This is a genomic window from Kribbella sp. NPDC051770, from assembly GCF_040681455.1.
GTDB lineage: Bacteria > Actinomycetota > Actinomycetes > Propionibacteriales > Kribbellaceae > Kribbella.
The window spans coordinates 155,165-181,046 of the sequence record NZ_JBFAYT010000001.1 but is presented as its reverse complement, the minus strand read 5'-3'; the positions used below and the strand labels follow the sequence as shown (position 1 = coordinate 181,046).

25 protein-coding genes, 1 tRNA gene and 1 pseudogene are annotated in these 25,882 nt (G+C 70.4%); 19 read left to right on the top strand and 8 right to left on the bottom strand.

Features of this window, described 5'->3' with window-relative positions:
- Window positions 1-4: 4 nt before the first annotated feature.
- Window positions 5-583: a maleylpyruvate isomerase family mycothiol-dependent enzyme gene (locus tag AB0M01_RS00860; protein WP_363664763.1), complete on the top strand. Its 579-nt coding sequence runs from the start codon at window positions 5-7 to the stop codon at window positions 581-583.
- Here the strand turns inward: AB0M01_RS00860 and AB0M01_RS00855 are convergent, their stop codons facing one another.
- Window positions 584-2,002: an alkaline phosphatase family protein gene (locus AB0M01_RS00855; protein ID WP_363664762.1), complete on the bottom strand. Its 1,419-nt coding sequence runs from the start codon at window positions 2,000-2,002 to the stop codon at window positions 584-586.
- A 132-nt stretch (window positions 2,003-2,134) separates the two neighbouring features.
- Here AB0M01_RS00855 and AB0M01_RS00850 point away from each other — a divergent pair, with 132 nt between their 5' ends.
- Entirely contained in the window at window positions 2,135-3,214 is a 1,080-nt protein-coding gene (locus AB0M01_RS00850) for a biotin/lipoate A/B protein ligase family protein (RefSeq protein WP_363664761.1), read from the top strand.
- Here the strand turns inward: AB0M01_RS00850 and AB0M01_RS00845 are convergent.
- Both AB0M01_RS00845 and AB0M01_RS00840 read right to left on the bottom strand, forming a co-directional pair.
- On the bottom strand, window positions 3,198-4,034 hold the full coding sequence (locus tag AB0M01_RS00845; RefSeq protein ID WP_363664760.1) for a PhzF family phenazine biosynthesis isomerase: 837 nt from the start codon (window positions 4,032-4,034) through the stop codon (window positions 3,198-3,200). The two genes, AB0M01_RS00850 and AB0M01_RS00845, sit on opposite strands and share 17 nt — an antisense overlap.
- A gap of 291 nt (window positions 4,035-4,325) precedes the next feature.
- Window positions 4,326-4,397 (bottom strand) — tRNA-Arg (locus tag AB0M01_RS00840).
- Window positions 4,398-4,574: 177 nt separating this feature from the next.
- On the opposite strand from AB0M01_RS00840, the gene AB0M01_RS00835 reads away from it, so the two are divergent.
- The 12 genes from AB0M01_RS00835 to prmC all read left to right on the top strand — a co-directional run bounded on the left by AB0M01_RS00835 (window position 4,575) and on the right by prmC (window position 18,301).
- Window positions 4,575-4,763, top strand: a complete 189-nt coding sequence (locus tag AB0M01_RS00835) for a PspC domain-containing protein (protein ID WP_363664759.1) — start codon at window positions 4,575-4,577, stop codon at window positions 4,761-4,763.
- A gap of 43 nt (window positions 4,764-4,806) precedes the next feature.
- Entirely contained in the window at window positions 4,807-5,328 is a 522-nt protein-coding gene (locus tag AB0M01_RS00830) for a hypothetical protein (RefSeq protein ID WP_363664758.1), read from the top strand.
- A 79-nt stretch (window positions 5,329-5,407) separates the two neighbouring features.
- Window positions 5,408-5,896 (top strand): hypothetical protein, encoded by a 489-nt coding sequence (locus AB0M01_RS00825; RefSeq protein ID WP_363664757.1) that lies wholly within the window; start codon window positions 5,408-5,410, stop codon window positions 5,894-5,896.
- 826 nt (window positions 5,897-6,722) lie between these two features.
- Window positions 6,723-8,375 (top strand): arginine--tRNA ligase, encoded by a 1,653-nt coding sequence (argS, locus tag AB0M01_RS00820; RefSeq protein ID WP_363664756.1) that lies wholly within the window; start codon window positions 6,723-6,725, stop codon window positions 8,373-8,375.
- A complete protein-coding gene (gene lysA / locus AB0M01_RS00815) occupies window positions 8,372-9,778 on the top strand; it encodes a diaminopimelate decarboxylase (RefSeq protein ID WP_363664755.1) in 1,407 nt (468 codons plus the stop codon). The genes argS and lysA overlap by 4 nt, the downstream gene beginning before the upstream one ends.
- Window positions 9,775-11,073: a homoserine dehydrogenase gene (locus AB0M01_RS00810; protein WP_363664754.1), complete on the top strand. Its 1,299-nt coding sequence runs from the start codon at window positions 9,775-9,777 to the stop codon at window positions 11,071-11,073. Before lysA ends, AB0M01_RS00810 begins: the two co-directional genes overlap by 4 nt.
- A 5-nt stretch (window positions 11,074-11,078) precedes the next feature.
- Window positions 11,079-12,143 (top strand): threonine synthase, encoded by a 1,065-nt coding sequence (gene thrC / locus AB0M01_RS00805; RefSeq protein ID WP_363664753.1) that lies wholly within the window; start codon window positions 11,079-11,081, stop codon window positions 12,141-12,143.
- Between the two features lie 76 nt (window positions 12,144-12,219).
- On the top strand, window positions 12,220-13,116 hold the full coding sequence (gene thrB, locus AB0M01_RS00800; RefSeq protein ID WP_363664752.1) for a homoserine kinase: 897 nt from the start codon (window positions 12,220-12,222) through the stop codon (window positions 13,114-13,116).
- 304 nt (window positions 13,117-13,420) lie between these two features.
- Window positions 13,421-15,616, top strand: a complete 2,196-nt coding sequence (rho, locus tag AB0M01_RS00795; protein WP_363664751.1) for a transcription termination factor Rho — start codon at window positions 13,421-13,423, stop codon at window positions 15,614-15,616.
- A gap of 472 nt (window positions 15,617-16,088) precedes the next feature.
- Window positions 16,089-16,295, top strand: a complete 207-nt coding sequence (gene rpmE / locus AB0M01_RS00790; RefSeq protein ID WP_012922632.1) for a 50S ribosomal protein L31 — start codon at window positions 16,089-16,091, stop codon at window positions 16,293-16,295.
- A gap of 96 nt (window positions 16,296-16,391) precedes the next feature.
- A complete protein-coding gene (gene prfA / locus AB0M01_RS00785; protein ID WP_363664750.1) occupies window positions 16,392-17,471 on the top strand; it encodes a peptide chain release factor 1 in 1,080 nt (359 codons plus the stop codon).
- Window positions 17,468-18,301, top strand: a complete 834-nt coding sequence (gene prmC / locus AB0M01_RS00780) for a peptide chain release factor N(5)-glutamine methyltransferase (RefSeq protein WP_363664749.1) — start codon at window positions 17,468-17,470, stop codon at window positions 18,299-18,301. Before prfA ends, prmC begins: the two co-directional genes overlap by 4 nt.
- Window positions 18,302-18,774: 473 nt before the next feature.
- Here the strand turns inward: prmC and AB0M01_RS00775 are convergent, their stop codons facing one another.
- Complete coding sequence (locus tag AB0M01_RS00775) at window positions 18,775-19,725, bottom strand: hypothetical protein (RefSeq protein WP_363664748.1); 951 nt, start codon at window positions 19,723-19,725, stop codon at window positions 18,775-18,777.
- A gap of 68 nt (window positions 19,726-19,793) precedes the next feature.
- On the opposite strand from AB0M01_RS00775, the gene AB0M01_RS00770 reads away from it, so the two are divergent.
- Entirely contained in the window at window positions 19,794-21,122 is a 1,329-nt protein-coding gene (locus AB0M01_RS00770) for an RICIN domain-containing protein (protein WP_363664747.1), read from the top strand.
- On the opposite strand, the gene AB0M01_RS00765 is transcribed toward AB0M01_RS00770, so the two are convergent.
- From AB0M01_RS00765 to AB0M01_RS00750, 4 genes and pseudogenes are all read right to left on the bottom strand, one after another.
- The gene (locus AB0M01_RS00765; protein WP_363664746.1) at window positions 21,112-21,294 is read right to left on the bottom strand and encodes a hypothetical protein; all 183 of its coding nucleotides are present in this window, start codon (window positions 21,292-21,294) and stop codon (window positions 21,112-21,114) included. The genes AB0M01_RS00770 and AB0M01_RS00765 overlap by 11 nt on opposite strands.
- Window positions 21,295-21,319: 25 nt before the next feature.
- Window positions 21,320-21,496: pseudogene (locus AB0M01_RS00760) on the bottom strand (cytochrome P450); the annotation flags it as partial.
- Complete coding sequence (locus AB0M01_RS00755; protein ID WP_363664745.1) at window positions 21,471-21,770, bottom strand: hypothetical protein; 300 nt, start codon at window positions 21,768-21,770, stop codon at window positions 21,471-21,473. The pseudogene AB0M01_RS00760 and the gene AB0M01_RS00755, both read right to left, overlap by 26 nt.
- Window positions 21,771-21,773: 3 nt before the next feature.
- Window positions 21,774-22,793: an adenosine deaminase gene (locus AB0M01_RS00750; RefSeq protein WP_363664744.1), complete on the bottom strand. Its 1,020-nt coding sequence runs from the start codon at window positions 22,791-22,793 to the stop codon at window positions 21,774-21,776.
- A 153-nt stretch (window positions 22,794-22,946) separates the two neighbouring features.
- On the opposite strand from AB0M01_RS00750, the gene AB0M01_RS00745 reads away from it, so the two are divergent.
- From AB0M01_RS00745 to AB0M01_RS00730, 4 genes are all read left to right on the top strand, one after another.
- Window positions 22,947-23,735 carry an L-threonylcarbamoyladenylate synthase gene (locus AB0M01_RS00745; RefSeq protein WP_363664743.1) on the top strand — a complete coding sequence of 263 codons (789 nt, stop codon included), beginning with the start codon at window positions 22,947-22,949 and terminating at the stop codon, window positions 23,733-23,735.
- A gap of 32 nt (window positions 23,736-23,767) precedes the next feature.
- Window positions 23,768-24,853 (top strand): MraY family glycosyltransferase, encoded by a 1,086-nt coding sequence (locus AB0M01_RS00740; protein WP_363664742.1) that lies wholly within the window; start codon window positions 23,768-23,770, stop codon window positions 24,851-24,853.
- Window positions 24,854-25,057: 204 nt separating this feature from the next.
- Window positions 25,058-25,522 (top strand): hypothetical protein, encoded by a 465-nt coding sequence (locus AB0M01_RS00735; RefSeq protein WP_363664741.1) that lies wholly within the window; start codon window positions 25,058-25,060, stop codon window positions 25,520-25,522.
- Window positions 25,523-25,636: 114 nt separating this feature from the next.
- The gene (locus AB0M01_RS00730) at window positions 25,637-25,849 is read left to right on the top strand and encodes a hypothetical protein (RefSeq protein ID WP_077016113.1); all 213 of its coding nucleotides are present in this window, start codon (window positions 25,637-25,639) and stop codon (window positions 25,847-25,849) included.
- Window positions 25,850-25,882 lie beyond the last annotated feature (33 nt).

Here is a 25,882-nt window from a genome sequence, read left to right as displayed (position 1 = left end):
GGGCATGACCGACATCCAGAGCACCATCGCCGCCGAGCGCACCGACCTGGTCGCCGTACTCCGCAACCTCTCCGCCGCGGACTGGGACCGCCCGACCCTGTGCGAGGGCTGGCGGGTCCGCGAGCTGGTGGCCCACATCGTCATGCCGTACCGCTACAGCACTCCGCGCTTCCTGCTCGGGATGCTCAAGAGCCGCCGCAACTTCAACCGCCTGGCCAACCGCCAGGCCGCCGCCGACGCGGCCGCGCTCGCCGCCGACGAGCTGACCAAGACCCTCGAGGACAATATCCACCACCAGTGGAAACCTCCGGGCGGCGGCTACGAAGGGGCCCTCTCCCACGACGTCATCCACGGCCTCGACCTCACCGTTGCCCTCGGCATCGATCGCCACGTCCCCCTCGACCGCCTGGCCGTCGTCCTCGCCGGCGCCGGCGAGAAACAGCTGAAGTACTCCGGCGTCGACCTCACCGGCACCAGACTCCAGGCGACCGATCTCGACTGGAGCCTGGGCACCGGGGAAGTGGAGGAGGACACCGCCGAGAACCTGTTGCTGAGGATCAGCGGGCGGCGCCTCCCCGGTTGATCAGAGGCGGTGGCGGCCGCCGCGCTCCTGGTGGGGGACCACCTGGGCGGCGCCCGGGAAGGTCGGAGCGGGGAGCTGGGCGGCCTCGTAGGTGGCGAGGTTGAGAGCGGCGCCGGTCTCGGGGAGCGCCGGCGGCTTCGCGGCGTGGTTCTGGCGGAAGACCGACGTCAGGTCGCCGAAGGTCCGGCGCCGCCATGCGGAGATGTTCGGCTCGCGGACGCCGGTGAGCTTCTCCAGGAACTGCAGCACCGAGGTGTGGTCGAACTTCTGGCTGGTCACCCAGCCACCGGCCGTCCACGGCGACACGACGATGCACGGCACCCGGAAGCCGCCGCCGATCGGCAGGTCGAGGGCGTACTCGTCCGGCGTACCGGCCGGGGCGGTCGGCGGGACGACGTGGTCGAACAGGCCGTCGTTCTCGTCGTAGTTGAGGATGAAGACGGTCTTCTTCCACACGTCCGGGTTGGCCGCGATCGCCGCGATCTTCGCGGCGACGAAGTCGGCGCCGGCGGCCGGCATCTCCTTCGGGTGCTCCGAGACCCCACCGGCGGTCATCAGCCAGGACACCGCCGGCAGCTTGTCGTGCAGGGCGTCGTACTCGAACTGGCCGAGCGGGGACGTCTTCATGCCCTTCTCGTACAGCGGAGAGCCCGGCGCCGCGTCCTGGAACTGCTGGAAGTGCGGCAGCATGTTGTAGCTGTTCAGCCCGACCGAGTCCTGGTAGACCTTCCAGCTCACACCGGCGGCCTCCAGGCGTTCGGCGTACGTCGTCCAGCGGTACGCGCCGTTCGGCAGCGAGTTGGACGTGATCGGGCCGCCGTGCGTGCCGGCCGGGTCGACCGTGCCGGTCTGCCAGTACAGCCGATTCGGCCAGGTCGGGCCCTGGACCGAGCAGAAGTACTGGTCGCAGATCGTGAACGCGTCGGCGAGTGCGTACTGGAACGGGATGTCGTCGCGGGTGTAGTAGCCCATCACGTACGGGCCGTTGGCCTTGTCGGCGGCCCGGTGCGCGGGCAGCCAGTTGTCCATCTTGCCGCCGTTCCAGGCCGCGTGCTGGACCGAGTAGGCGTGGCTGGTGGACGGGATGGCCTGCGAGTTGGTGGCGTGGGTGTCGAGGTGGAAGGGCAGCAGGTAGCCGTCTGGGTTCTCCGGGTCGGGCTGGTGGAAGACGTTGCGGCCGGTGGAGAGCCGGATCGCCTGCGGGTCGTCGAAACCGGCCACGCCGGACAGCGTGCCGAAGTAGTGGTCGAAACTGCGGTTCTCCTGCATCAGCATCACGACGTGCTCGATGTCGCGCAGCTTGGCCGGCCGCGGGGGCGGGCTGGCCAGGGCCTTCTGGACGCTGGCGGGCATCAGCGCGGCGGCGGCGCCGATCCCGGCGGCGCCGCCGAGGAACCTGCGGCGGGTGAAGTCGGTCATGTCGGGCGAACCTCTCGGGGGGTAGGCGGTTACCGCCTCGGAGTCTTCGCCCGTTACTTGTCTGCCAGCAGGCAACTAACGGAAAAGGTTTGCTACCGCAACCTTCCCCGGAGGTGAACGGAAGCTGGGAACATGCTGGCAACGCCGCGGGTTGGTCCAGATGTGCATGGTGAGTACAAGGTCCCGGGCGGGAAGCTCGTGGTGGCCGATCTCGAGGTCCTGGACGACACGGTTCTGAAGGCGCAGATCAGCGGCGACTTCTTTCTCGAACCCGACGACGCGCTGCAGCGGATCAACGACGCCCTGGCCGGTACGCCGGTCGACGCGCCGGCCGCGCAGGTCGCGGCGCGGGTGCGCGCGGTGCTCGGGGACGGCGTCGAGATGCTCGGGTTCTCGCCGGAGGCGGTCGCGGTCGCCGTCCGGCGTGCGCTGACCGGGGCGACCGGCTGGCACGACCACGCCTGGGAGTTCGTGCACGACGTACCGCGCGAGCCCGCGCTGCAGATGGCGCTCGACGAGGTGCTCACCGAGCAGGTCGGGTCGGGGGAGCGGCCGCCGACGCTGCGGGTCTGGGAGTGGGCCTCGAACGCGGTGATCATCGGCAGTTTCCAGTCGCTGCGCAACGAGGTCGACCTCGACGGCGCGGCCGAGCACGACGTCACCGTCGTACGCCGGATCAGCGGCGGCGGCGCGATGTTCGTCGAGCCGGGCAACACGATCACCTACTCGCTCTACGTCCCCGAGTCGCTGGTCTCCGGCCTGTCGTACGTCGAGTCGTACGCGTTCCTCGACGACTGGGTGCTCGGCGCGCTGAACGACCTCGGCATCGCAGCGACGTACCAGCCGATCAACGACATCACCTCGCCGGCCGGCAAGATCGCCGGCGCCGCGCAGAAGCGGTTCGCCGGTGGCGCGGTGCTGCACCACGTCACGATGGCGTACGACATGGACGCCGCGAAGATGGTCCAGGTGCTGCGGATCGGCCGCGAGAAGCTCTCCGACAAGGGCACCAAGAGCGCCGCCAAACGCGTCGACCCGCTGCGCAGCCAGACCGGCCTGGACCGCGCCGACGTGATCGACCGGATGGTCGCGTCCTTCCGCGGTCGCTACGGCCTCGCGCCCGGCGAGATCTCCGCGGAGACGGTCGCCGAGGCCGAGGAGCGCGTCGTGACGAAGTTCGGCACCGAGGAATGGCTCAGGCAGGTTCCATAGGTACGGCGTACCCGCTGACCCGCACCCGGTTGTCGTCGTCGCGTAGCTCGACAGTGATTCGGCTCGGCCGCCCGAGATCGTCGCCCTGACGGAGCTGGATGGTGGCGGGTGGGTGGGCGAGTCCGAGCTCGCGCAGGTAGGCCCCGAACGCGGCGGCAGCAGCGCCGGTCGCGGGGTCCTCGACGACGCCACCCACCGGGAACGGGTCGCGCACGTGGAACACGGTCGGCGACTCCCGCCAGACCAGCTGCAGCGTCGTCAGGTCGTGCTCGAGCATGTACGCGCGCAGCCCGTCGAAGTCGTACTCCAGCGCAGCCAGCCGCTCCCGGGTCGCCGCCGCGAGCACCAGGTGCCGCGCACCCGCGTAGGCAACCCGCGGCGGCAGCGCAGCGTCCAGCTGGTCGCTCTGCCAGCCCAGCAACGCCAGTGCCTCGCTGACGTCGCCCGCTGCCTCGACGTACGGCTCCACGCTCGTCAGTGTCGCCCGCAGCCCGTCCGGACCCTGCTCAACCACCACAGGCACCACTCCGGCTGGTGTGGCGAACGTCAGCTCACCAGGACCCACCCGCTCGGCCAGGGCGACAGCAGTGGCCACCGTCGCGTGCCCGCAGAACGGCACTTCGGCTTGCGGCGAGAAGTACCTGATCGGGATCGCGCCGTCGGCCGCGCCGCTCATGAGGAAGGCCGTCTCCGAGTACCCGACCTCCGCGGCGACGGCAAGCATCTCCGCATCACTCATCCCCGCCGCGTCGAGCACGACCCCAGCCGGGTTCCCTCCGGCCGGGTCGGTGCTGAAGGCCGTGTAGTGCAGCAGTGTCATGGCCCCATCCAACCAGCGACAGGCTGCGGTCATCAGGGGGTCACGTTCCGGACATGCGGTACTACAATCTGTTCTGGCCGACGCGGACGTCGTGCAGTTGCTGAGGGCAACGTGTGGGTCTCGGGGCTGACGCTGATCGTGGTCGACGACGGGTGGATCGCGTAACCGCACGGGCTACCTAATACCGCCGCTCTCGCAGGCGGCTGGAGACGTGATCCTCGACCACTACGCGGAGATCCTGAAAACACGAAAGGCCCGGGTGTAGACCCAGGCCTTCGGTGGTACCTTCTGCGCCCCCGGCAGGATTCGAACCTGCGCACCCGCCTCCGGAGGGCGGTGCTCTATCCCCTGAGCTACGGGGGCTCAGGAACGAGCAGAACAGTAGCAGGAGATCCGCTCAGATCCCGAATCGGGCACCCCTGTGCGCGTCACCGGGATGACCCTGAACGGTCCCTGGCTCCTCCGCGCGGCGGGATCAACCGGGCGGACCCGGACGTCATAGTGGTCGTATCGCCAACCCCGGAAAGGAAATCCGACCTCATGGCTTCCACCACTCTGGTCCGTCCGTCCCGCGGTCGCTGGATCGCCGGCGTCTGCGCCGGGCTCGCCCGCCGGTTCGGCACCACGCCGAACACGATGCGCCTGATCTTCGTGATCAGCTGCATCCTGCCCGGCCCGCAGTTCCTGATCTACCTCGTGCTCTGGGTCCTGATGCCCGCCGAGGACTGACCACCTGTCCGGTACGCCGGACGCCCGTGACACCCTGCTGCCCATGAGAGCAGGCCGCCGGGTGATCGCTGCCGTCGTACTGGCGGCGCTGCCGGTGCTGGTGACGGGTTGCCAGGTCGGCCCGGCCCCGCCCGGCCCGGCCGAGACCCGGGACGGGCCGCCGCCGTGGGACGCCCCGCGGGACGCGGTGTCGTACATCGACCAGGCCGGGATGGAACGCCTGCCGCTCGACTTCAGCGGCCCGACGCCGTACACGGTGAACGTCTCGCTGACCGTCGCCGGCAGCGCGGTGAAGATCCCGGCCGGGATCGGCGTCGACCGGGTCCGCGCGGAGCAGGCCGCGATCCACACCCACACCGACGACGGCCTGGTCTACGTCGAGGCCAAGACCACGGCCGAGCGCCCGACGCTGAAGCAGTTCTTCGAGCTCTGGGGCGTCCGGTACGACGGCAAGTGCGTCGGCGACGTCTGCGGCAGCGTCAAGGTCGAGCTCAACGGCGAGCCCGTCGCGTGGGACACCAAACTGGTCCGGCAGAGCAGGATCCAGGTCACCGCGACACGGTGAGTCCATCAGGTGGAACGCTGCCTGGCAGGAAAGTGGCAGACTGCCGCCAGTGACCCGTCCACTACGCTTGGCTGACCTCATGCGAACCAGTACGCCCCTCGCTGTCACCGCACTGGCCGCCGCCGCTCTCACCGTCTGCCTGACCTCCTGCGGCGCCGACTCCGGCGCGGCCCCGTCCGGTACGCCGAGCTCGGCGCCGCCCGTCGACGAGTCCAGCACGTCGCCCACCCCCACGTCCCCACCGAAGCCCACCGGCCCGTACGCCAAGAACGGCTTCGACTACGACACCTGCAAAGACGGCACCTGCGAGATCTACGTCCGCACCGGCACCAGAGTCCCGATGAAACAAAGCGTCGCCGGCTTCGCCACCTTGGTCGTCAGCAAAGCCACCGCCAGCGGCGTCGACTTCGCCGGCACCGGCCCCGACACAGCCGGCAGCGTCGGCCAGCAGCCCGGCTACCGGGCCCGCATCGGCAAGCTCGACGTGGTCACGGTCACCGTCAACCAGCGCCACCCCGCCGGCAACGGCGTAGAAACCCTCGCGATCATGCGCCTCAGCCCAGCCTGAGCGACGGGTCCAGCCGCGCAGCAGCCACCGCGCCTCCGCGTTCCATCCGGCGGTCGAGGTGGGCGCAACCCTGAAGGCAGTTGGTACCTGCTGCCATCGCGCGGGCTGCCGGGCCGCATGTGGTCGTCCGGCGAGCATGGTTCGACTCAGCTGGACATGCGGACGTGCATCACCCACTAAGCGGCGAAATCAGGCGCGACACGCCGCGACACGCCGTCCGAAGGGCCGGTTCGCGGAGGTTACTGGGTGGTGGGCGTCCGGCCACGGCGCAGGTCCGACCGGCCACTCCTCGTCGAGCCGGGCCCGGACGGCGCCGGCCCACTCGACCACCGGCCGACGACACCCACCACTGACCAACCCCACGACACGCCGCACCGAACCCCGCTGCACACGGCGTGTCGCCCCCCTTGGACAGTGGTGGGCGTCGCATCCACCCACTCGACGATGCCGATCACCATGCAGGGTGGTGAGGAGGTGTGGTGTAGGCCCTGCGACTTGGTCAGGCAGGCCCGCGGCCTGCACAGCACCGCCGTCGGATGGAACGGGGAGGCGCGGCTGCCGTCGCCGTCGGAGGCGTCTGGATCGGCGCGGGAGTGGCGTAGGCGTTGCGCGCCTGGATGCGGCAGCTCCGTGTCTGACCGCGCCGCCGAGTCCCACCCACCCCCGCCGCCGGATGGAACGGGCAAGCGCGGCGTCTGCCGCACGGCTGGATGCGGCAGCTCCTTCCCCCTGAACCCGACCACCGAGACACGCCTCGGGTCGCGCGGGGTTCCGGCCTGTGGATGGCGGAGGTGGAGGCAGAGACGTGGGCCATTAGGCTGAGCGGGTGACTCCGGAACAGCTCGCTGAGAAGATCCTGCAGGCCCTGACCGCGCTCGTCGACGACGGCACCATCACTGTCGACGGCGGGTTGCCGGGCGAGCTGAAGGTCGAGCGGCCCAAGAACCCCGAGCACGGGGACTACGCCACGAACGTCGCGATGCAGCTGGGCAAACGTTCGGGGATGAACCCGCGCGCCTTCGCCGAGCTGCTGGCGGCCAAGCTGGGCGGTGACGACGCGATCACCGCGGTCGAGATCGCCGGCCCGGGTTTCATCAACATCCGGGTCGCGGCCGATGCCCAGGGCAAGATCGCGCAGTCGATCCTGGACGCCGGCCCGGCGTACGGGAGCAGTGACAGCCTGAAGGGTCAGGCGATCAACCTCGAGTTCATCTCGGCGAACCCGACCGGCCCGCTGCACCTCGGGCACACCCGCTGGGCCGCCGTCGGTGACGCGCTGGCCCGGGTGCTGACCAAGGCCGGTGCGGTGGTCACCCGCGAGTTCTACGTGAACGACCGCGGCGCCCAGATGGACAAGTTCGGCGCCTCGCTGCTCGCGGCCGCGACCGGTCAGCCGATCCCCGAGGACGGTTACCACGGCGAGTACATCGGCGAGCTGGCGCAGCGGATCGTCGCCGAGGTCCCCGGCATCCTCGAGGCCACCGACCCGGTCGTCGCCTTCCGCGAGGCCGGGTACGAGCGGCAGCTCAAGGAGCAGCAGGACCAGCTGGAGCACTTCCGCACCAAGTTCGACGTCTGGTACTCCGAGCGCAGCCTGCACGAGCAGGACGGTGTCGGGCACGCGATCGAGAAGCTCCGCGCCCAGGGCCACCTGTACGACGAGGACGGCGCGCTCTGGATGCGCACGACCGACTTCACCGACGACAAGGACCGGGTGCTGATCCGGTCCAACGGCGAGCCGACGTACTTCGCCTCGGACGCGGCGTACTACGTGAACAAGCGCGAGCGCGGGTTCGAGGTCGCGATCTACCTGCTCGGCGCCGACCACCACGGGTACGTGAACCGCCTGAAGGCGATCGCGGCCTGCGCCGGTGACGACCCGGAGCACAACATCGAGATCCTGATCGGCCAGCTGGTGAAGATCCTCAAGAACGGTGAGGAGATGAAGCTGTCGAAGCGGGCCGGCACGATCGTCACGCTCGCCGAGCTGGTCGAGGAGGGCGGCGTCGACCCGCTCCGCTACACGCTCTGCCGCTACCCGGTCGACTCCCCGTTGACGCTGGACATCGAGGAGATGACCCGTCAGGTCAGCGAGAACCCGGTGTACTACGTGCAGTACGCGCACGCCCGGCTGGCCTCGATCCTGCGCAACGCCGACGATCTGGGCGTCAAGCTGGACGAGTTCGACCCGGGTCTGCTCAGCCACGAGCGCGAGGGCGACCTGCTCCGCGCGCTGGCCGAGTTCCCGCGGATCGTCGCGACGGCGGCCGAGCTGCGCGAGCCGCACCGGATCGCCCGCTACCTGGAGGACACCGCGTCCGCCTTCCACAAGTTCTACGACAGCTGCCGGGTGCTCCCGCGCGGTGACGAGGAGGTGGAGCCGGTGCACAAGGCTCGCCTGACCCTGGTCTCGGCGACCAGGACCGTCCTGGCCAACGGGCTGGACCTGCTCGGCGTCAGCGCTCCGGAGCGGATGTGAGGGCGCACGAGGCGGGCACGCTGCACGCCGACATCGGGCACAAGGCGCCGCCGTGGCTGCGGGCGCCCCGCGACGTCAACGACCTGGTCCCGGCGCTCTGGTCCGGTACGGCGAAGAAGTCGGCCGAAGGCTCCCTGGTCGTCGGTGGCGTCGACCTGCGTGACCTGGTCGCCGAGCACGGCAGCCCGGCGTACGTGCTGGACGAGGACGACTTCCGGAGCCGGGCGCGCGCGTTCAGGACCGCGTTCAAGGACATGGACGTGTACTACGCCGGCAAGGCCTTCCTCTGCACGACGGTCGTGCGCTGGGTGATGGAGGAGGGGCTCAACCTCGACATCTGCAGCGGCGGCGAGCTCGCGGTCGTGCTGCGCGCCGGCGCGGACCCGAAGCGGCTGGGGTTCCACGGCAACAACAAGTCGGTGCCGGAGCTGACCCGCGCGCTGGAGGCCGGGGTCGGCCGGATCATCGTCGACTCGCTGTTCGAGATCGACCGGCTGATCGAGCTGGCCGCGGAGCGCGGCGTGGTCGCGCCGGTGATGGTCCGGGTCACCGCGGGCGTCGAGGCGCACACCCACGAGTACATCGCGACCGCGCACGAGGACCAGAAGTTCGGCTTCTCGATCACCTCCGGCGCGGCCTTCGAAGCCGTTGCCAAGGTCAACGAAGCGGCCGAGCTGCAGCTGCTCGGGCTGCACTCGCACATCGGCTCGCAGATCTTCGACACGGCCGGTTTCGAGCTGGCCGCCAAGCGGCTGATCGCCTTGCACGCAAGGGTATCCGACGAGCTCGGCGTGGACATGCCCGAGCTCGACCTGGGCGGCGGTTTCGGGATCGCCTACACCACCCAGGACGACCCGGCCGACCCGGCGCAGCTGGCCACCGAGATGACCAAGATCGTCGAGCACGAGTGCCGGGCCTACCAGGTCGAGGCGCCGCGGATCTCGATCGAGCCGGGCCGCGCGATCGTCGGCCCCGCCGTCTGCACGGTGTACTCGGTCGGCACGGTCAAGGAGGTCACGCTCGACGCGGGCGCCTCCCGCACCTACGTCTCGGTCGACGGCGGGATGAGCGACAACATCCGCACCGCGCTGTACGACGCCGACTATTCCTGCACGCTCGTCAACCGGTACTCCGACGCCGCCCCGACGCTCGCGCGCGTGGTCGGCAAGCACTGCGAGTCCGGTGACATCGTCGTCAAGGACGAGTTCCTGCCCTCCGACGTCGGCCCCGGCGACCTCGTCGCCGTACCGGGCACCGGCGCGTACTGCCGCTCGATGGCGAGCAACTACAACCACGTTCCGCGGCCACCGGTGATCGCGGTCAAGGACGGTCAGACCCGCGTCGTCGTCCGGCGGGAGACCGAGGACGACCTGCTGCTGCTGGACATGGGAGCCGCCGAATGAGCCTGGACAAGAAGCCCCTGAAGGTCGCGCTGCTGGGCTGCGGCGTGGTCGGCACCGAGGTGGTCCGGATCCTGACCACGCGCGCCGACGACCTGGCCGCCCGGGTCGGTGCGCCGCTGGAGATCGCGGGCATCGCCGTACGGCGGGGTGGCCGCGAGCGCGACATCGCGGTCGACCCGTCGCTGATCACGACCGACGCGCAGGCGCTGGTCAGCCGCGGCGACCTCGACCTCGTGATCGAGGTGATCGGGGGGCTGGAGCCGGCTCGCGGGCTGATCCTGACCGCGATCGAGCACGGCGCCTCGGTCGTCACCGCGAACAAGGCGCTGCTGGCCGAGGACGGGCCGACGCTGTTCGCCGCCGCCGAGAAGTACGAACGCGACCTGTACTTCGAGGCCGCTGTGGCCGGCGCGATCCCGATCCTGCGGCCGCTGCGCGAGTCGCTGGCCGGTGACGACGTGACCCGGGTGATGGGCATCGTCAACGGCACCACGAACTACATCCTCGACAAGATGGACTCCACCGGCGCCGGGTTCGACGAGGCGCTGGCCGAGGCCCAGGAGCTCGGGTACGCCGAGGCCGACCCGACCGCCGACATCGAGGGTTTCGACGCCGCCGCGAAGGCGGCGCTGCTGGCCAGCCTCGCGTTCCACACCCGGGTCTCGATCGCCGACGTGCACCGCGAGGGCATCACCGACGTCTCCGCGACCGACATCGCCTCGGCCCGCGAGATGGGCTGCGTGGTGAAGTCGCTGGCGATCTGCGAGCTCGACGAGGTGACCGACTCGGTCAGCGCCCGGGTCTACCCGGCGATGATCCCGCAGAACCACCCGCTGGCCTCGGTCCGGGACGCGTACAACGCCGTTTTCGTGGAATCCAAAGCGGCCGGCCAGCTGATGTTCTATGGTCGTGGTGCCGGCGGCGCCCCGACGGCCAGTGCTGTCCTCGGGGATCTGGTGTCCGCCGCGCGCAACCGGCTCAAGGGAGTGCCGGGGGTCGGCGAGTCGTCGTACACCCAGCGAGCCGTGCGGCCGATGGGCGACGCGATGACCCGCTACCACGTGTCGCTGGACGTGGCCGACAAGGCCGGTGTGCTGGCGGCGGTGGCCCACGCGTTCTCCGAGCACGGTGTGTCGATCCAGACCGTCCGCCAGGAGGGCCGGGGCGGTGACGCGCAGCTCGTCGTGGTCACCCACACCGCCACCGACGCCGCGCTCTCGGCCACCGTGGAGACCCTGCGCGACATGGACATCGTTCGTGAAGTCAGCAGTGTGATGCGGGTCGAAGGGGACTGATTCGGATGGCGCACCAGTGGCGAGGCGTGATCGAGGAATACCGCGACCGGTTGCCGGTCTCGACGGACACTCCGGTGGTCACGCTCGGCGAGGGCGGTACGCCGCTGGTGGCCGCGCAGTGGCTGTCCGAGCAGACCGGTTGCGAGGTCTGGCTCAAGGTCGAGGGCAACAACCCGACCGGCTCGTTCAAGGACCGCGGCATGACGGTCGCGATCTCGCTGGCCGCGCAGGCCGGTGACAAGGCGGTCGTCTGCGCCTCGACGGGCAACACCTCGGCGTCCGCCGCGGCGTACGCCGGCCGGGCCGGGCTGATCCCGCTGGTGCTGATCCCGGCCGGGCGGATCGCGCAGGGCAAGCTGGCGCAGGCGATCGTGCACGGCGCGCAGCTGGTGCAGGTCGACGGCGGCTTCGACGACTGCCTGCGGATCGTGCGCGAGCTCGGCAAGCACTACCCGGTCGCGCTGGTGAACTCGGTGAACCCGGTGCGCCTGGAGGGCCAGAAGACCGCGGCGTTCGAGGTCGTCGACGCGTTGGGTGACGCGCCGGACCTGCACGTGCTCCCGGTCGGGAACGCGGGCAACATCGCGGCGTACTGGAAGGGGTACGGCGAGTACGCCAAGGACAAGGTGTCGTCGCGGCGGCCGCGGATGTGGGGTTTCCAGGCCGAGGGCGCGGCGCCGATCGTGCGTGGCGCGATCGTCGAGCAGCCGGACACACTGGCGACCGCGATCCGCGTCGGCAACCCGGCGTCGTGGACCCTGGCCGAGAACGCGCGCGACGAGTCGGGCGGCCTGATCGAGGCGGTCACCGACGACCAGATCCTCGCCGCGCAGCGGGAGCTGGCCGCGCGCGAAGGTGTCTTCGTCGAGCCGGCCTCGGCGGCTGGTGTCGCCGGGCTGCTGAAGTTGAAGGCGGCCGGTCGCGTCGACGGCGGCCAGACGGTCGTCATCACGGTCACCGGCCACGGGTTGAAGGACATCGACACCGCGCTGTCGTCCGCGCCGCCCGCGGAAGCAGTAGTCACCCCGGCCGACACCGACGCCGTCGCCCGCGTAGCAGGGCTGGCCTGAGTTGGGGGCTCTGCCGACCAACCTCGCTCTCCCCACCGATCCTCGGCCCGCAGGGCCGGGGGAGGTGCGGGTTCGAGTGCCGGCTACCAGCGCCAACTTGGGGCCGGGGTTTGATGCCTTCGGGCTGGCGCTGGGTTTGTATGACGAGCTGACGGTGATCCCCGGTGGTTCTGGGGTTTCTGTTGAGGTGACCGGAGCTGGGGCTGGGGAGGTTGCTCTCGACGAGTCGCATCTAGTGGTGCGCGCTGTGCGCGCCGGGCTGTCGGCGCTCGGTGTCGACGTGCCCGGTTTCGTACTGCGGTGCACGAACCGGGTGCCGCACGGACGCGGGCTCGGATCCTCCTCGGCGGCGATCGTCGGCGGGATCGCGGCGGCGTACGGACTGGCTGGTGCCGAGCTCGATCGGGAACACGTCGTCGCGCTGGCCAACGAGCTCGAAGGGCATCCGGACAACGTGGCGGCGGCCGCGTTGGGCGGGTTCACGACGGCCTGGGTCGACGGCGGCGTCGGGAAGGCCGTGCGGACGGATCCGGTCGCCGAGCTGCGGGCGACCGTCTACGTGCCCGAGGTCAAGGTGCTCACCAAGCAGGCGCGCGGGCTGCTGCCGGACGTCGTACCGCACGCGGACGCCGCGGCGAACGCCGGACGGGCCGCGCTGCTGGTGACGGCGATCACGTCGCAGCCCGGTTTGCTGATGACGGCGACCGAAGATCGCCTCCACCAGGAGTACCGCGAGCCGGTGATGCCCGAGACGCTGGCGCTCGTGCACAAGCTGCGGGGGAGCGGTCTGGCCGCCGTCGTGAGCGGAGCCGGTCCTACCGTTCTGGTGCTGGATGCCCTTTCGGGCAAGGAGATCGCGGCACTTCCGGTTGCGCCGGACGGCTGGACGCGGCACGACCTCGCGATCGATCCAGCCGGCGTACAGGTCTGGTCCGGGGTCGCCGACGGCGAGAGTTCGCCGTGGGCGGAATGATCAGGACCGGACACGCGTTGTACCCCACGAGGCAGCAGAAGGACCCTGTGTGGTGCTAGTCTCGACTCACCCGATCCCCTCCAGGTGATCGGTGACTCTCGCCGCTTCCGGGCTGTGTTCCCGGCACCCAGGTGTCCGTGGCGATCTCCCAGTGAATGACCTGCGCCGCCTGCGCCGGAGAATTTCGGGGGACCGGATCCAGCGAGAACCTCTTGTACCCACGATGCCGTCCGCCGGCCGTGGGAGCTGATTCCGGGCGATGAGCCGGTCAGGACATCGTTCATCCGTGTGGGAAGGACCTCACGTGACAGAAACTGTTGAAGCCTCCAACGGCGCCGCGGCGCCCGAAGCGAGCGCGAGCACGCGGCGCCGCAAGACCGGAGGCGGCCTCGAAGGCATGCTGCTCCCCGAGCTCAAGCAGCTCGCCGGGACGCTCGGCATCAAGGGCACCGGCGCGCTGCGCAAGGGCCAGCTGATCGAGGCGATCAAGGCCGCTCAGGGCGGTAGCTCGACCGGTGGCGCCAGCCGCGCCCGGTCGACGCAGCCGACCCTGGACGAGGCGGCCTCTGATGTTGTTTCGGGGCCGGCGGCGGCGCGCAAGAGCGCGCCGGCCGAGGCTCCGGTGCGCGAGGGCGGCAGTCGCCGGGCCCGCGCCGCCGCGGCCGAGACGGCCGCCGAGCAGAACGGAGCGACCGCTCCGAGTGTGACCGCCGAGGCGAAGAGCGCCGACGCGAAGAACGGCGCCGACCGCGCTGACCGCGCCGGCCGGGCCGCTGATCGTGCTGCCGCGACGCAGACCGCCGCCGTACCGGTCGTGGCCGTCGAGAGCGCGCCGGCCGCCGACCGCGCCGCCGCGCAGAACGGGACCGCGCAGACCGGTGGCGACGAGCGCGAGGGCCGGTCCGAGGACCGCAACCGCGAGGGTGGCCGGGAGCGCGGGCGCAGCCGCGACAACCAGCAGAACCGCGAGGGCCAGCAGGCCCGCGAGGGTGCTCGTGACGGCCAGGCTCGTGAGGGCCAGCGGGACGGTGGCCGTGACGGTCAGCAGAACCGCGACGGCGGGCGCGACCAGCGCAACCGCACCGACGGCCGGGGCGACACCCGGACCGACGGGCGCAACGACAACCGCGACAACCGGGACAGCCGCAACGACGGCCGGACCGACAGCCGCAACGACAACCGCGCGGCCGACGACCAGGACGGCGACGGCCGCCGCCGGCGTCGCCGCGGTCGCGACCGGGACCGCAACCGCGACGACCGCCAGAGCACCGGCGGTCGCGACAACACCCGCAACCGCGGTCGCGGCGAGCGGTTCGACGCCGAGCCGACGATCAGCGAGGACGACGTCCTGGTGCCGGCCGCCGGCATCCTCGACGTCCTCGACAACTACGCGTTCGTCCGGACCAGCGGCTACCTGCCCGGTCCGAACGACGTGTACGTCGCGCTGTCGATGGTGAAGCGCTACGGCCTGCGCAAGGGTGACGCGATCACCGGTGCGGTGAAGCAGCCGTCGGACGGCGAGCGCAAGGAGAAGTTCAACCCGCTGGTCCGGATCGACACCGTGAACGGGTCGGACCCGGAGATCGCCAAGCAGCGCCAGGACTTCAACAAGCTGACCCCGCTGTACGCGACCGAGCGGCTCCGGCTGGAGACCGAACCGGGCATCCTGACCACCCGGATCGTCGACATCGTCAGCCCGATCGGCAAGGGCCAGCGCGGTCTGATCGTGTCGCCGCCGAAGGCCGGCAAGACGATGGTCCTGCAGGCGCTGGCGAACGCGATCACCACGAACAACCCCGAAGTGCACCTGATGGTGGTTCTCGTCGACGAGCGCCCCGAAGAGGTCACCGACATGCAGCGCACGGTCAAGGGTGAGGTCATCGCCTCCACCTTCGACCGCCCGGCCGACGACCACACCACGGTCGCGGAGCTGGCGATCGAGCGCGCCAAGCGCCTGGTCGAGCTCGGCCACGACGTGGTCGTCCTGCTCGACTCGATCACCCGCCTCGGCCGCGCGTACAACATCGCGGCCCCGGCCAGCGGCCGGATCCTGTCCGGTGGTGTCGACTCCTCGGCGCTCTACCCGCCGAAGCGGTTCTTCGGCGCGGCCCGCAACATCGAGGACGGCGGCTCGCTGACGATCCTGGCCACGGCCCTGATCGAGACCGGCTCCAAGATGGACGAGGTCATCTTCGAGGAGTTCAAGGGCACCGGCAACATGGAGCTCCGGCTGCGCCGCGAGTTCGCCGACCGCCGGATCTTCCCCGCCATCGACGTCGTCGCCTCCGGCACCCGCCGCGAGGAGCTGCTGATGAGCAAGGACGAGACCCAGGTCGTCTGGAAACTCCGCCGGGTCCTCTCGGCCCTGGACGGCCAGGCCGCCCTGGAACTCCTGATCGGCAAGCTCAAGGAGAGCAAGTCGAACATCGAGTTCCTCCTCCAGGTCAACAAGACCACTCCGAGCACCGGCAACGGCCGCACCACGGACGACGGCAACTAGCAAAAACAACACGACGGCCCGGGAAGCGCACCAGCGCGACCCGGGCCGAGTGCCGTCAAAACAACCCCAGCCACAACCGGCAACCACCGAAGCCAAAGGTGAGCAGGGCAATGGCCCACCCCAAGGTGACGCCTGCTGACTTCTCGCCCAACAGCGTGCCTGTACTTGGTAGTCGGCGGAGGTAGGCGAGAAGTACACAGGTGGCACCTACCCGCACCCGACCGCCGGCCCGCGGCCGGCGCCGCGAGGCTGGAACCACCCGCACCCGCCCTACGTGCGCCAGCCCCAGCCGGTCAGCCGGCAGACAACCCCAGCCCCCACCGGTCAGCCGAAAAGCAACCCCAGCCCCCACCGCCCGGCGTACCAAACCCCCGGTTTGCCGCCCCGAACCCCCACATGGCAAACTTGCCTGTTGGTTCCGGTTCACGTCAGCGCCGCTGGCGACCCGGGGCACCTGAAACCTAGGAGATCCATGAAGAGCGACATCCACCCGACCTACGTCGACACCACGGTGACCTGCACCTGTGGCGCGACCTTCCAGACGCGGTCGACGGCCGAGTCGGGTTCGATCCACGCCGACGTGTGCTCGCAGTGCCACCCGTTCTACACCGGCAAGCAGAAGATCCTCGACACCGGCGGCCGGGTCGCCCGCTTCGAGAAGCGGTACGCCAAGAAGTAGCTTTTCCACCGCGCGCCGGTCTGCAGATCCCCGATCGAGGGGTCCGCGGACCGGCGCGCGGTTTGTGTTGTGCCCACGATCTGGAAGGAGTGACCGATGTTCGAAGCGGTGCAGACGCTCAAGGCGGAGTACGCCGAGCTGGAGCGGCAGATGTCGGACCCCGAGCTGCACTCCGACCAGGCCAACGCCCGGCGGGTCGGCAAGCGGTACGCGGCGCTGGCGCCGGTCGTGCGGGCGTACGACGAGTGGCTGCAGACCGCCGACGACATCGAGGCGGCGAAGGAGCTGGCGAGCGAGGACCCGGCGTTCGCCGACGAGGCGACCAAGCTGGAGGCCCGCCGCGAGGAGCTGACCGAGAAGCTGCGGATGCTGCTCGTCCCGCGGGACCCGAGCGACGACAAGGACGCGATCCTCGAGATCAAGGCCGGTGAGGGCGGCGACGAGTCGGCGCTGTTCGCCGGCGACCTGCTGAAGATGTACCTCAAGTACGCCGAGCAGCAGAACTGGAAGACCGAGGTGCTCGACTCGGCCGAGTCCGACCTCGGCGGGTACAAGTCGATCACGGTCGCGGTGAAGGCCAAGGGCACGCCCGAGCCGGGCGAGGCGCCGTACGCGAAGCTGAAGTTCGAGGGCGGTGTGCACCGGGTCCAGCGGGTGCCGGTGACCGAGTCGCAGGGCCGGATCCACACCAGCGCGGCCGGTGTCCTGGTGCTGCCGGAGGCCGAGGACGTCGACGTCGAGATCGACCAGAACGACCTGCGGATCGACGTGTTCCGGTCGTCCGGTCCGGGCGGTCAGAGCGTGAACACGACCGACTCTGCGGTCCGGATCACGCACCTGCCGACCGGCATCGTGGTCTCGATGCAGAACGAGAAGTCGCAGCTGCAGAACCGCGAGCAGGCGATGCGTGTACTGCGCTCCCGGCTGCTCGCTGCCGCGCAGGAGGCCGCCGACCAGGAGGCCTCGGACGCGCGCCGTTCGCAGATCCGGACGGTCGACCGCTCGGAGCGGGTCCGCACCTACAACTTCCCGGAGAACCGCTTTTCCGACCACCGCGTCGGCTACAAGGCGCACAACCTCGACCAGGTCCTCGGCGGCGAGCTGGCGCCGGTGATCCAGGCGCTGACCGACGCCGACATGGCCGCCCGGCTGGACGCCGTCGAGACCCACCAGTGAACACTCGCCAGCTGATCGCTGCTGCCACCGAGCGGCTTGCTGAGGCAGGGGTCGCTTCACCCGAGTACGACGCTGCCGAGCTGCTCGCCTTCGTCGCCGGCGTCTCGCGGCTCCAGCTGGGCCTGGCTGACCTCAGCGACGACCAGCTCAAGCAGTACGACGTACTGGTCGATCGCCGCGCCCAGCGCGAGCCGCTACAGCACCTGACCGGTACGGCGGCCTTCCGCTACCGGGAGCTCGCCGTCGGCCCAGGGGTCTTCGTGCCGCGGCCGGAGACGGAGGTGCTGGTCGGCTGGATGCTGGACCGGCTGAAGGACGTCGAGGCGCCGCTGGTCGTCGACCTGTGCAGCGGCTCGGGTGCGATCGCCGGAGCGGTCGCGACCGAGCGTCCGGACAGCACCGTCCACGCCGTCGAGCTGTCGGCGGACGCGGTCGTCTGGGCTCGCCGCAACCTCGCCGGGACCGGCGCCACGCTGCACGAGGGCGACATCGACGGCTGCCTGCCCGAGCTGGACGGGCTGGTCGACGCGGTGATCGCCAACCCGCCGTACATCCCGCTGACCGCGTGGGAGTCGGTCACGGCCGAGGTCCGCGACCACGACCCGGCGCTGGCGCTGTGGTCGGGCGACGACGGTCTGGACGAGATCAAGGTGGTCGCCGCGACCGCGGCCCGGCTGCTCAAGCCGGGCGGCTGGTTCGGCTGCGAGCACGCCGACGTCCAGGGCGAGTCGGCCCCGGCGGTCTTCGCCGCGACCGGCCAGTTCACCGAGGTCCGCGACCAGCTCGACCTGGCCGGCCGCCACCGCTTCGCCACCGGCCGCCGGGTCTAGCCGCCTCCGCACCGGACCGCCACGCCGGTCGCGGCGAGAGGTACTGACCGACAGGAGGTCATGGCCTCCAGACGCTCCGGCGCCTGCGCACCCCGCCTGCACCCCCGCGCACCCGTCGCCTCCGCCGCACACCTCCTGTCGCTAGGTACTCACCCCGCCCAGCAAAACCGCTCCTTGTGCACGGCCCAGTCACCGCAGGCCGCGAATTGTGGCTGAGCGGTGCCCAAAGTGGGCTCCGGGCGGCGCGGCGGGGGAGAGGCCGGGCGGGGCGGAGGCGGGGCGGCGCGGGGGCGGAGTGTGGGTGGGGGACCGGAGTGGTGCTGGCCGACGGTGGGCGAGGTCGGCTGCGTGGCGGAGGCGGGACGGGGCGGAGGCGAGCGGAGGCGGAATGTAGGTGGGGATCAGGGTGGTGGTGGCTGACGGTGGGGCGGAGGTCGGCTGCGTGGTGGGGGCCGGGGCCTGCCGACGGCTCGCTACTCGTAGACCACGAACTCCGGCCGAGGCTTCAGGGCCATCACCTGCGCGGGGGTCATCAGCGGTCCGTGCCGGGTGTCCTCCTCGTAGAACAGCTTGAAGCCCGCGTGCACCCCCGGCGCCATCGTCGGCGTGAGCTTGCGCCAGGTGGATTCCTTGTCCTTGCGGTGGCCGATGCCGTCGACGGACTTGATCGTGACCACCCCCGGCTGCTGCTTGAACGCTTTCTCGTTGCTCAGGATCCGCGACGAAAGCTGGTGGAACACGAATACCTTCTCCGGCAGGTCGTTAGCCTTCACCAGCCCCGACAAGTACGTCGCGATCGAGGTCAGTTCGGCGCCCGTCGTCCGGCCGAAGACGCGCCCCGGCACCTGCCCGGGGCCGACCGCCCACTCCGGGTCGAACGACAGCCCGACGTCAGGCTCCTTCAGCCATTTCTCCAGCCGCTTGATCTCGGTCAGCGAGTCCGCGCGCCCGGGCTGCACGTCGAGCAGCAGCAGCATCTTGTGCTTGCGCGCGGTGTCCAGGTACGGCTGGATCTTCGCGTCGCTCAGCCGGCTGCGGTACTTGTTGTCGGGTCCGGCGTGCCCGTTCGCGATCACCACGATCAGTTCCATGACGGGCAGCGGCGTGCGCCCTCCGGCGTACGCCGTCGCGAGCTTCTCCAGCTGGGCGGCCTTGGCGTCGATGTTCTTGTCGAGCGGGCCGAGCGCGGGGGAGCCGGGCAGGCCGACGTACCCGACGAGCTGGTGCTTCGGGAAGATCGTCCGGCCGCCGCGCGGCAGGTCGCCCTCCACCGGGGGAGCGGGTGGCTCGCTGGTCGGAGCGGTACTCGGAGTGGTCGCCGGCGGCTTGCTCGGCGTCGGGCCGGCGTCGGCGGGATCGTCGCTGCAGCCGGTGAGGAGGCCGAGCAGGATCGCCGTCGCGCTGAGGACGGGTAGCTTGCGCACCGGTCAAGGGAACCACGCGAGACCGACAGGACAAGGGCCCGGCGTGTCCGCGGCGCCGAAGTGTCATCATGGCTTCACTTTCTGTGACCTTCGCCGCCTTCGAGGAGCACGCGATGCCCGTCCTGATCGAGCTGGTGCTGGCCGCCGCGCTCACCGTCGGCAGCCCGGTCGCGCCCGACGAGCAGTTCCCGGGCCGGGCTCCCCAGGGCGAGGCGACCCCGCTGAAGGCAGCGGTCGCCGCGGCGACCGTCGCGGCTAACCCGATCGTCTGCGAGGGCGACGGTAAGGCGGGCAAGCGGGTGCAGGTCCTGTATGCGCGGGAGAAGCAGCAGGCGTCGCGGCTCGCGCTGTTCCTGCCGTCGTTCCGGGCCTGGTCGCACGAGATCGACGCGTCGTACAACGACAGCGCCGCGCAGACCGGAGCCAGCCGGCACATCCGCTTCGTCACGGAGACAGCCGGCAGCGCCTGCAGGATCGCCGTACAGGAGGTGGTCCTGCCGACCGGTGGCCTGGACAGCTGGGACTCGATGGTCACCGCGCTGCAAGGCGCCGGCCACAAGGATCCCAACCGCAAGTACCTGGTCTTCGCCGACGCCAAGAAGATCTGCGGCGTCGGCACCCTGTACGGCGACGACCGGCCCGGCCCGGACAACGCCAACAACCGCAACACCGGCTACGCCCGCGTCGACGCCTCAGCGAACTGCTGGGGCTTCAACGCCGCCGCCCACGAGCTCGGCCACACCTTCGGCGCGGTCCAGAGCTCGGCACCGCACTACAACGGGCACTGCAGCGACGAGTGGGACCTGATGTGCTACGGCTCCGGTACGACGGTCGTCTGCCCCGAGAAGGACAGCGACCGCCTGCTGGACTGCAACAAGGACGACTACTTCAACACCGCCCCAGCTCCCGGCAGCTACCTGGCGACCCACTGGAACGTCGCCAACAGCGACTGGTTGATCAAGAGCGCCGTACCGGACGCCCGGCCGGGTCCACGCCACGGCCAGGTCTACGAGTTCGTCAACGAAGCTGGTGCGCTCGGCGTCGCCTCCGCTGACGACCTGGCCTACGTCACGAGCCAGCCGGCGACCGGAGCGACCAGCCAGCAGTGGCGCTTCCAGTACGCGACCGGCTGGCAGCTGCAGAACGTCAGCAGCGGCAAGTGCGCCGACAGTGCCTTCAGCGGCACCACACCGGGCACCCAGGTCCTGCAGTACCCCTGCAAGGGTCAGGACGGCATGCGCTGGACGCTGCACCCGCTGGGCGACGACCTGTACGGCGTACTCAACACCCTGACCGGCCTGGCCATAACTGATGCCGGAGGCAACCAACGCGTCACCCAGCAGCCGTTCACCGGAGCTGCCGACCAGCGCTGGCAGCTCCGCAAGGTCAGCGACTGACCGTCGTCCAGGTGACCGGCAGGTGCTCCGGCGCGTGCATGATCGAGCCCCGCTTCCAGTGCAGCTCCGGCTCCGGTACGGCGAGCGCCAGGTCGGGAAAGCGCCGAAGTACGGTCGCGAGCCTGATGCGCAGCTCGAGCCGGCCCAGCTGGGCGCCGATGCAGTGGTGCATCCCGTGCCCGAACCGCCTGCTGCTCGGGGTTGGTGATCATCAGGTAGAAGAAGTTCGCGAACTGGCTGGCGGTGGTCTCGTAGCCTGCGACCAGCAGCGCCACGCCGTACCCGATCACCTCCTGGTCGGATAGCAGCCCCTCCTGCTCGGCCTGCACGAGCACCGACAGGAAGTCGTCACCCGGCCTCCCGCGCCGCTGCACGGCCAGACCGCCGAGGTAGTCGCACAGGTTGGTGACGGCCGCGAGCTCGCCCTCGGGCTCGCAGCCGGGGAACGTTCGGGGTGCTCAGCTGCCGGGTCCGGCTGAACCGCGGGTCCGACAGCACCGCCCGTACGTCGGCGTACCGGCGCGCCAGCCAGCCGTCGGGTCCGTGCGGCAGCCTGACCCGGACCAGCGGTTCGCCGTCGGCGAGCCCGGTCCGGTCCGGGGTGACGTTCAGGCGGTCGTACTCACCGCCGTCGAACGGCAGCGCCACGGCTCACTGCTGCCGTACGGCGTACCCGTCGATCTCGGCCAGCAGGGCGTCCTTGACCGGCTGCTCGGCGAACGAGACCTCCACGGCGGTCCGGGCCAGGTCGGCCGCACCGGCCTCGTCGAGCCCGAGCAGCTCGGTGGCGACGCCGTACTCGGTGACCAGGTCGGTGCCGAACATCGGCGGGTCGTCGGAGTTGATGGTGACCACCAGACCGGCCTCGACCATCGCCGGGAGCGGGTGCTCGGCCAGCGTCCGGACCGCCTGGGTGGCCAGGTTCGAGGTCGGGCTGACCTCGAGCGGGATCCGGTGCTCGGCCAGGTACGCGACCAGCTCCGGGTCCTGCATCGCCGAGGTGCCGTGACCGATCCGCTCGGCCTTCAGGTCGCGGATCGCGTCCCAGATGGTCTGCGGGCCGGTGGTCTCACCGGCGTGCGGGACGCTGTGCAGCCCGGCCGCGCGGGCCTGCTCGAAGTACGGCGCGAACTGCGGCCGCGGCACGCCGATCTCCGGGCCGCCCAGGCCGAACGCGACCAGACCGTCGGGATGGATCTTGGTGGCGATCCGCAGCGTCTCCTCGGCGGCCGGCAGGCCCGCCTCGCCGGGGATGTCGAAGATCCAGCGCAGCGTCACGCCGAGCTCCTTCTCGGCCGCCGTCCGGGCGTCCTCGATCGCCTCGCAGAACGCCTCGGCGGCGATGCCGCGGATCACCGACGTGTACGGCGTGACGGTCAGCTCGGAGTAGCGGATGTTCTGCGCCGCCATCTCGCGGGCGATCTCGTAGGTGAGCAGCCGGACGTCGTCCGGGGTGGTGATCAGGTCCACGACGGTCAGGTAGACCTCGATGAACTTCGCGAAGTCGGTGAAGGTGAAGTACTCGGCCAGCGCGGCCGGGTCGGCCGGCACCGGCGACCCGGGGTGCCGGGCGGCCAGCTCGGCGACGATCCGCGGCGACGCGGACCCGACGTGGTGGACGTGCAGCTCGGCCTTCGGCAGGCCGGTGAGGAAGTCGCGGGACACAGTCATGGCCGGGATCTTCGCAGGAAAGCAGGCGGACCGGCTGCATTCCTGACAGCCGATTGTCAGCTCCACGCTGAAGCCGGGCCGAGTTCCTGACAGCGGGCTGTCAGCGTTGACCCGATGACGGGGTTTCACCGGGACAGTGGCACGATTCACTGCGTGAGCGAGCGCTTTGACTTCACCGGAGACGAACTGGCGCCGGCCTACCGCGCCGCCGTGGACGCGATCGAGGCCGGTGACCTGGTCGTGCTGCCGACCGACACCGTGTACGGCCTGGCCGCCGACGCCTTCAAGGCCGACGCCGTGCAGCGGCTGCTGGACGCCAAGGGCCGCGGCCGGGACATGCCGCCGCCGGTACTGATCTCGGTGGTCGAGTCGCTGGACGCGCTCGCGACCGACGTACCGGACGACGGCCGGAAGCTGTGCGAGGAGTTCTGGCCCGGGCCGCTGACCGTGATCTGCCACGCGCAGGGCTCGCTGATGTGGGACCTCGGCGACACCCAGGGCACGGTCGCGCTGCGGGTGCCCGACCACGAGAACACGCGTGAGCTGCTGTCCCGGACCGGGCCGCTCGCGGTCAGCTCCGCCAACCTGAGCGGCCAGCCGGCCGCCCTCGACGTGTACGACGCCGAGGCGCAGCTGGGGGAGTCGGTCGCGGTCTACCTGGACGGCGGCGAGGTGACCGGCGGGCAGCCGTCGACGATCGTCGACCTGACCGGGGACGTGCCGCACGTCGTACGGATCGGTGCGCTGTCGATGGTGGACATCCGCAAGGTCGTCCCGGAGGCGACCACGGATCTGGAGCCCAAGCCGGCCGACGTCCAGGACGAGGCCGCCGAAACCGCGCCGGTCGACGACAAGCCAACCGATCGGCCCGCGTCGGCGTCCAACGACGAGCCGGGCAAGCCGGCCGACTCGAAGGCACCTGATGTGAGGCCTGCGGACTAGTGCGCGCGTACCTGCTCGTCTTCTTCGTGGCGATGGCCACGACCTTTCTGCTGACCGGGCTGGCCCGCAAGATCGCGCTGCGCTACGGCGCGGTCGCGAAGGTCCGGGCGCGTGACGTGCACAAGGTGCCGATCCCGTACTTCGGTGGTGTCTCGATCCTCGGCGGCCTGATCGCCGGGTACCTGGTCGCCTCCAGCATGCCGTTCCTCGGCGACAGCCTGCAGGTCGCGCACGACGCGCGCGCGATCCTGATCGGCGGCATCGTGATCTGCGCGGTCGGCGTGATCGACGACCTGTACGAGCTGGACCCGATCACCAAGCTGGCCGGGATGGTGCTCGCGGTCGGCGTGATGATCGTCCAGGGCATTCAGCTGTACTGGCTGCCGCTGCCCGGTGGCATCTTGTCGCCGCCGCCGGCCCAGCTCGCGGTCGTCACCGCCGGCATCCTGCTGGTCTCCTGCAACGCGGTGAACTTCGTCGACGGTCTGGACGGCCTGGCCGCCGGGGTCACGACGATCGGCGCGATCGCGTTCTTCACCTACTCGTACCTGCTGAACGTCGAGCAGAACCTCGACCGCGCCACCACCTCGACGCTGATCACGGTCGCGCTGGCCGGTGCCTGTCTGGGCTTCCTGCCGCACAACTTCTTCCCCGCAAGGGTTTTCATGGGCGACTCGGGCTCGCTGCTGATCGGCCTGATGCTCGCCGCGTCGACGATCAGCCTGACCGGCCAGATGGACCCGAACGCCGTCCCGTACGAGGTCGGCGGCTCGAGCCTGCTCCCCGCGCTGCTCCCGCTGGTCCTGCCGATCGCGGTCCTGGCGATCCCCGCGCTCGACCTCACGATGGCATACGTACGCCGTACGAAGGCCGGCCGCTCGCCCTTCGCCGCCGACAAGCTGCACCTCCACCACCGGCTCATGCAACGCGGTCACAGCCACCGCCGCGCGGTCCTGCTGATGTACCTGTGGACGGCCCTGATCGCCTTCGGCGTGGTCGTCCTGGGCCTGCTGCTGGACTGGTGGACGGTGCTCATCGTGCTGGCCGCGACGGTCACCGCGATCGTGCTCACGACGGGCCTGCCGCGGCGCTCGACCCGCAAGCTCGCGAAGGTCTGAGCACCCCAACCGGGGACCAGACCAGTCGCTCGCGTGGCCTACCGATAGGGTGTGTGCGTACAGCGGCAGTGGACTCGTTTTGCTGACGGTGCAGACTTTGTGCTAGTTTTCACAAGCACCACCGAACAGCAGCGTGACCCCTGACCCCGCCCACCCGACGACCGAGGGCAAGAATCCCGGTCGCCAGCAGGACGGAACCACCAGATGGCTCCCCATCGAAGCACCGACGAACCCGCCGGCCAGGCCACTCGGCACCCGGCGCTGGCGATGCTGCGCGGCGCGGTCGTCGCCGCCGTCGTCGTCGGGGTGAACGCGGCCGCGATCGCGACGGTCGCCGCCGGGATCGCGGGCCTGTGGGGCGCTCTGCTCGGCCTGCTGATGGTGATGGTCTTCTCCGGCCTCGGCCTGTTCGCCTTGCACCTGTCGCGCCGGGCCAGCCCGACCGCGCAGCTCGGCGTCGCGATGGCCAGCTACACCGGCCGGATCGCGATCTTCGGCGGTCTGCTCGCGATCGCCCTGAACTCCGAGAGTCTGGCCGCGAACGTCAACCTGACCGCGCTGGGGATCAGCGCGATGGTGGTCGTGATGGGCTGGATGGCCGGCGAGATCTGGGCCTGGTCGCGGCTGCGGATCCCGATCTACGACCTCGACCACGAGGTGACCGCGTGAGTACCGGTGGTAGTGCCCGGGTAAGCCGTTTCCCGATCGTGACAACGGGTGTGGCGCACCGCACTGGTGCCGATGTGACCCGGCGTGTCGCCGACTGGTACCTTTCGGGTGCCGATGAGCCAGCAAAGCGATCCGAAGCCGACACCCGACACCTCGGGCGACGGCTGGCGGGTCCTGTCCTACCTGATCGGCGGTGTCCTGGTGTACGGGGGCATCGGCTTCGGGTTGGACCGCTGGCTGGGCACCCAGTTCCTGCTGCCGGTGGGCATCGTCCTCGGAGCCGGACTCACGATTCTGATGTTGCACTTCCGGTACGGGCGCTCCTGAGCTCTGCCGGGTCTGACGTTGTTGACCGCCTTG

Coding starts and splice junctions, on each gene's coding strand:
- AB0M01_RS00860 (WP_363664763.1), top strand. CDS start 5: ATGACCGACATCCAGAGCACCATCGCCGCCGAGCGCACCGACCTGGTC.
- AB0M01_RS00855 (WP_363664762.1), bottom strand. CDS start 2,002: ATGACCGACTTCACCCGCCGCAGGTTCCTCGGCGGCGCCGCCGGGATC.
- AB0M01_RS00850 (WP_363664761.1), top strand. CDS start 2,135: ATGCTGGCAACGCCGCGGGTTGGTCCAGATGTGCATGGTGAGTACAAG.
- AB0M01_RS00845 (WP_363664760.1), bottom strand. CDS start 4,034: ATGACACTGCTGCACTACACGGCCTTCAGCACCGACCCGGCCGGAGGG.
- AB0M01_RS00835 (WP_363664759.1), top strand. CDS start 4,575: ATGGCTTCCACCACTCTGGTCCGTCCGTCCCGCGGTCGCTGGATCGCC.
- AB0M01_RS00830 (WP_363664758.1), top strand. CDS start 4,807: ATGAGAGCAGGCCGCCGGGTGATCGCTGCCGTCGTACTGGCGGCGCTG.
- AB0M01_RS00825 (WP_363664757.1), top strand. CDS start 5,408: ATGCGAACCAGTACGCCCCTCGCTGTCACCGCACTGGCCGCCGCCGCT.
- AB0M01_RS00810 (WP_363664754.1), top strand. CDS start 9,775: ATGAGCCTGGACAAGAAGCCCCTGAAGGTCGCGCTGCTGGGCTGCGGC.
- thrC (WP_363664753.1), top strand. CDS start 11,079: ATGGCGCACCAGTGGCGAGGCGTGATCGAGGAATACCGCGACCGGTTG.
- rpmE (WP_012922632.1), top strand. CDS start 16,089: ATGAAGAGCGACATCCACCCGACCTACGTCGACACCACGGTGACCTGC.
- prfA (WP_363664750.1), top strand. CDS start 16,392: ATGTTCGAAGCGGTGCAGACGCTCAAGGCGGAGTACGCCGAGCTGGAG.
- AB0M01_RS00770 (WP_363664747.1), top strand. CDS start 19,794: ATGGCTTCACTTTCTGTGACCTTCGCCGCCTTCGAGGAGCACGCGATG.
- AB0M01_RS00765 (WP_363664746.1), bottom strand. CDS start 21,294: ATGCACCACTGCATCGGCGCCCAGCTGGGCCGGCTCGAGCTGCGCATC.
- AB0M01_RS00750 (WP_363664744.1), bottom strand. CDS start 22,793: ATGACTGTGTCCCGCGACTTCCTCACCGGCCTGCCGAAGGCCGAGCTG.
- AB0M01_RS00740 (WP_363664742.1), top strand. CDS start 23,768: ATGGCCACGACCTTTCTGCTGACCGGGCTGGCCCGCAAGATCGCGCTG.
- AB0M01_RS00735 (WP_363664741.1), top strand. CDS start 25,058: ATGGCTCCCCATCGAAGCACCGACGAACCCGCCGGCCAGGCCACTCGG.
- AB0M01_RS00730 (WP_077016113.1), top strand. CDS start 25,637: ATGAGCCAGCAAAGCGATCCGAAGCCGACACCCGACACCTCGGGCGAC.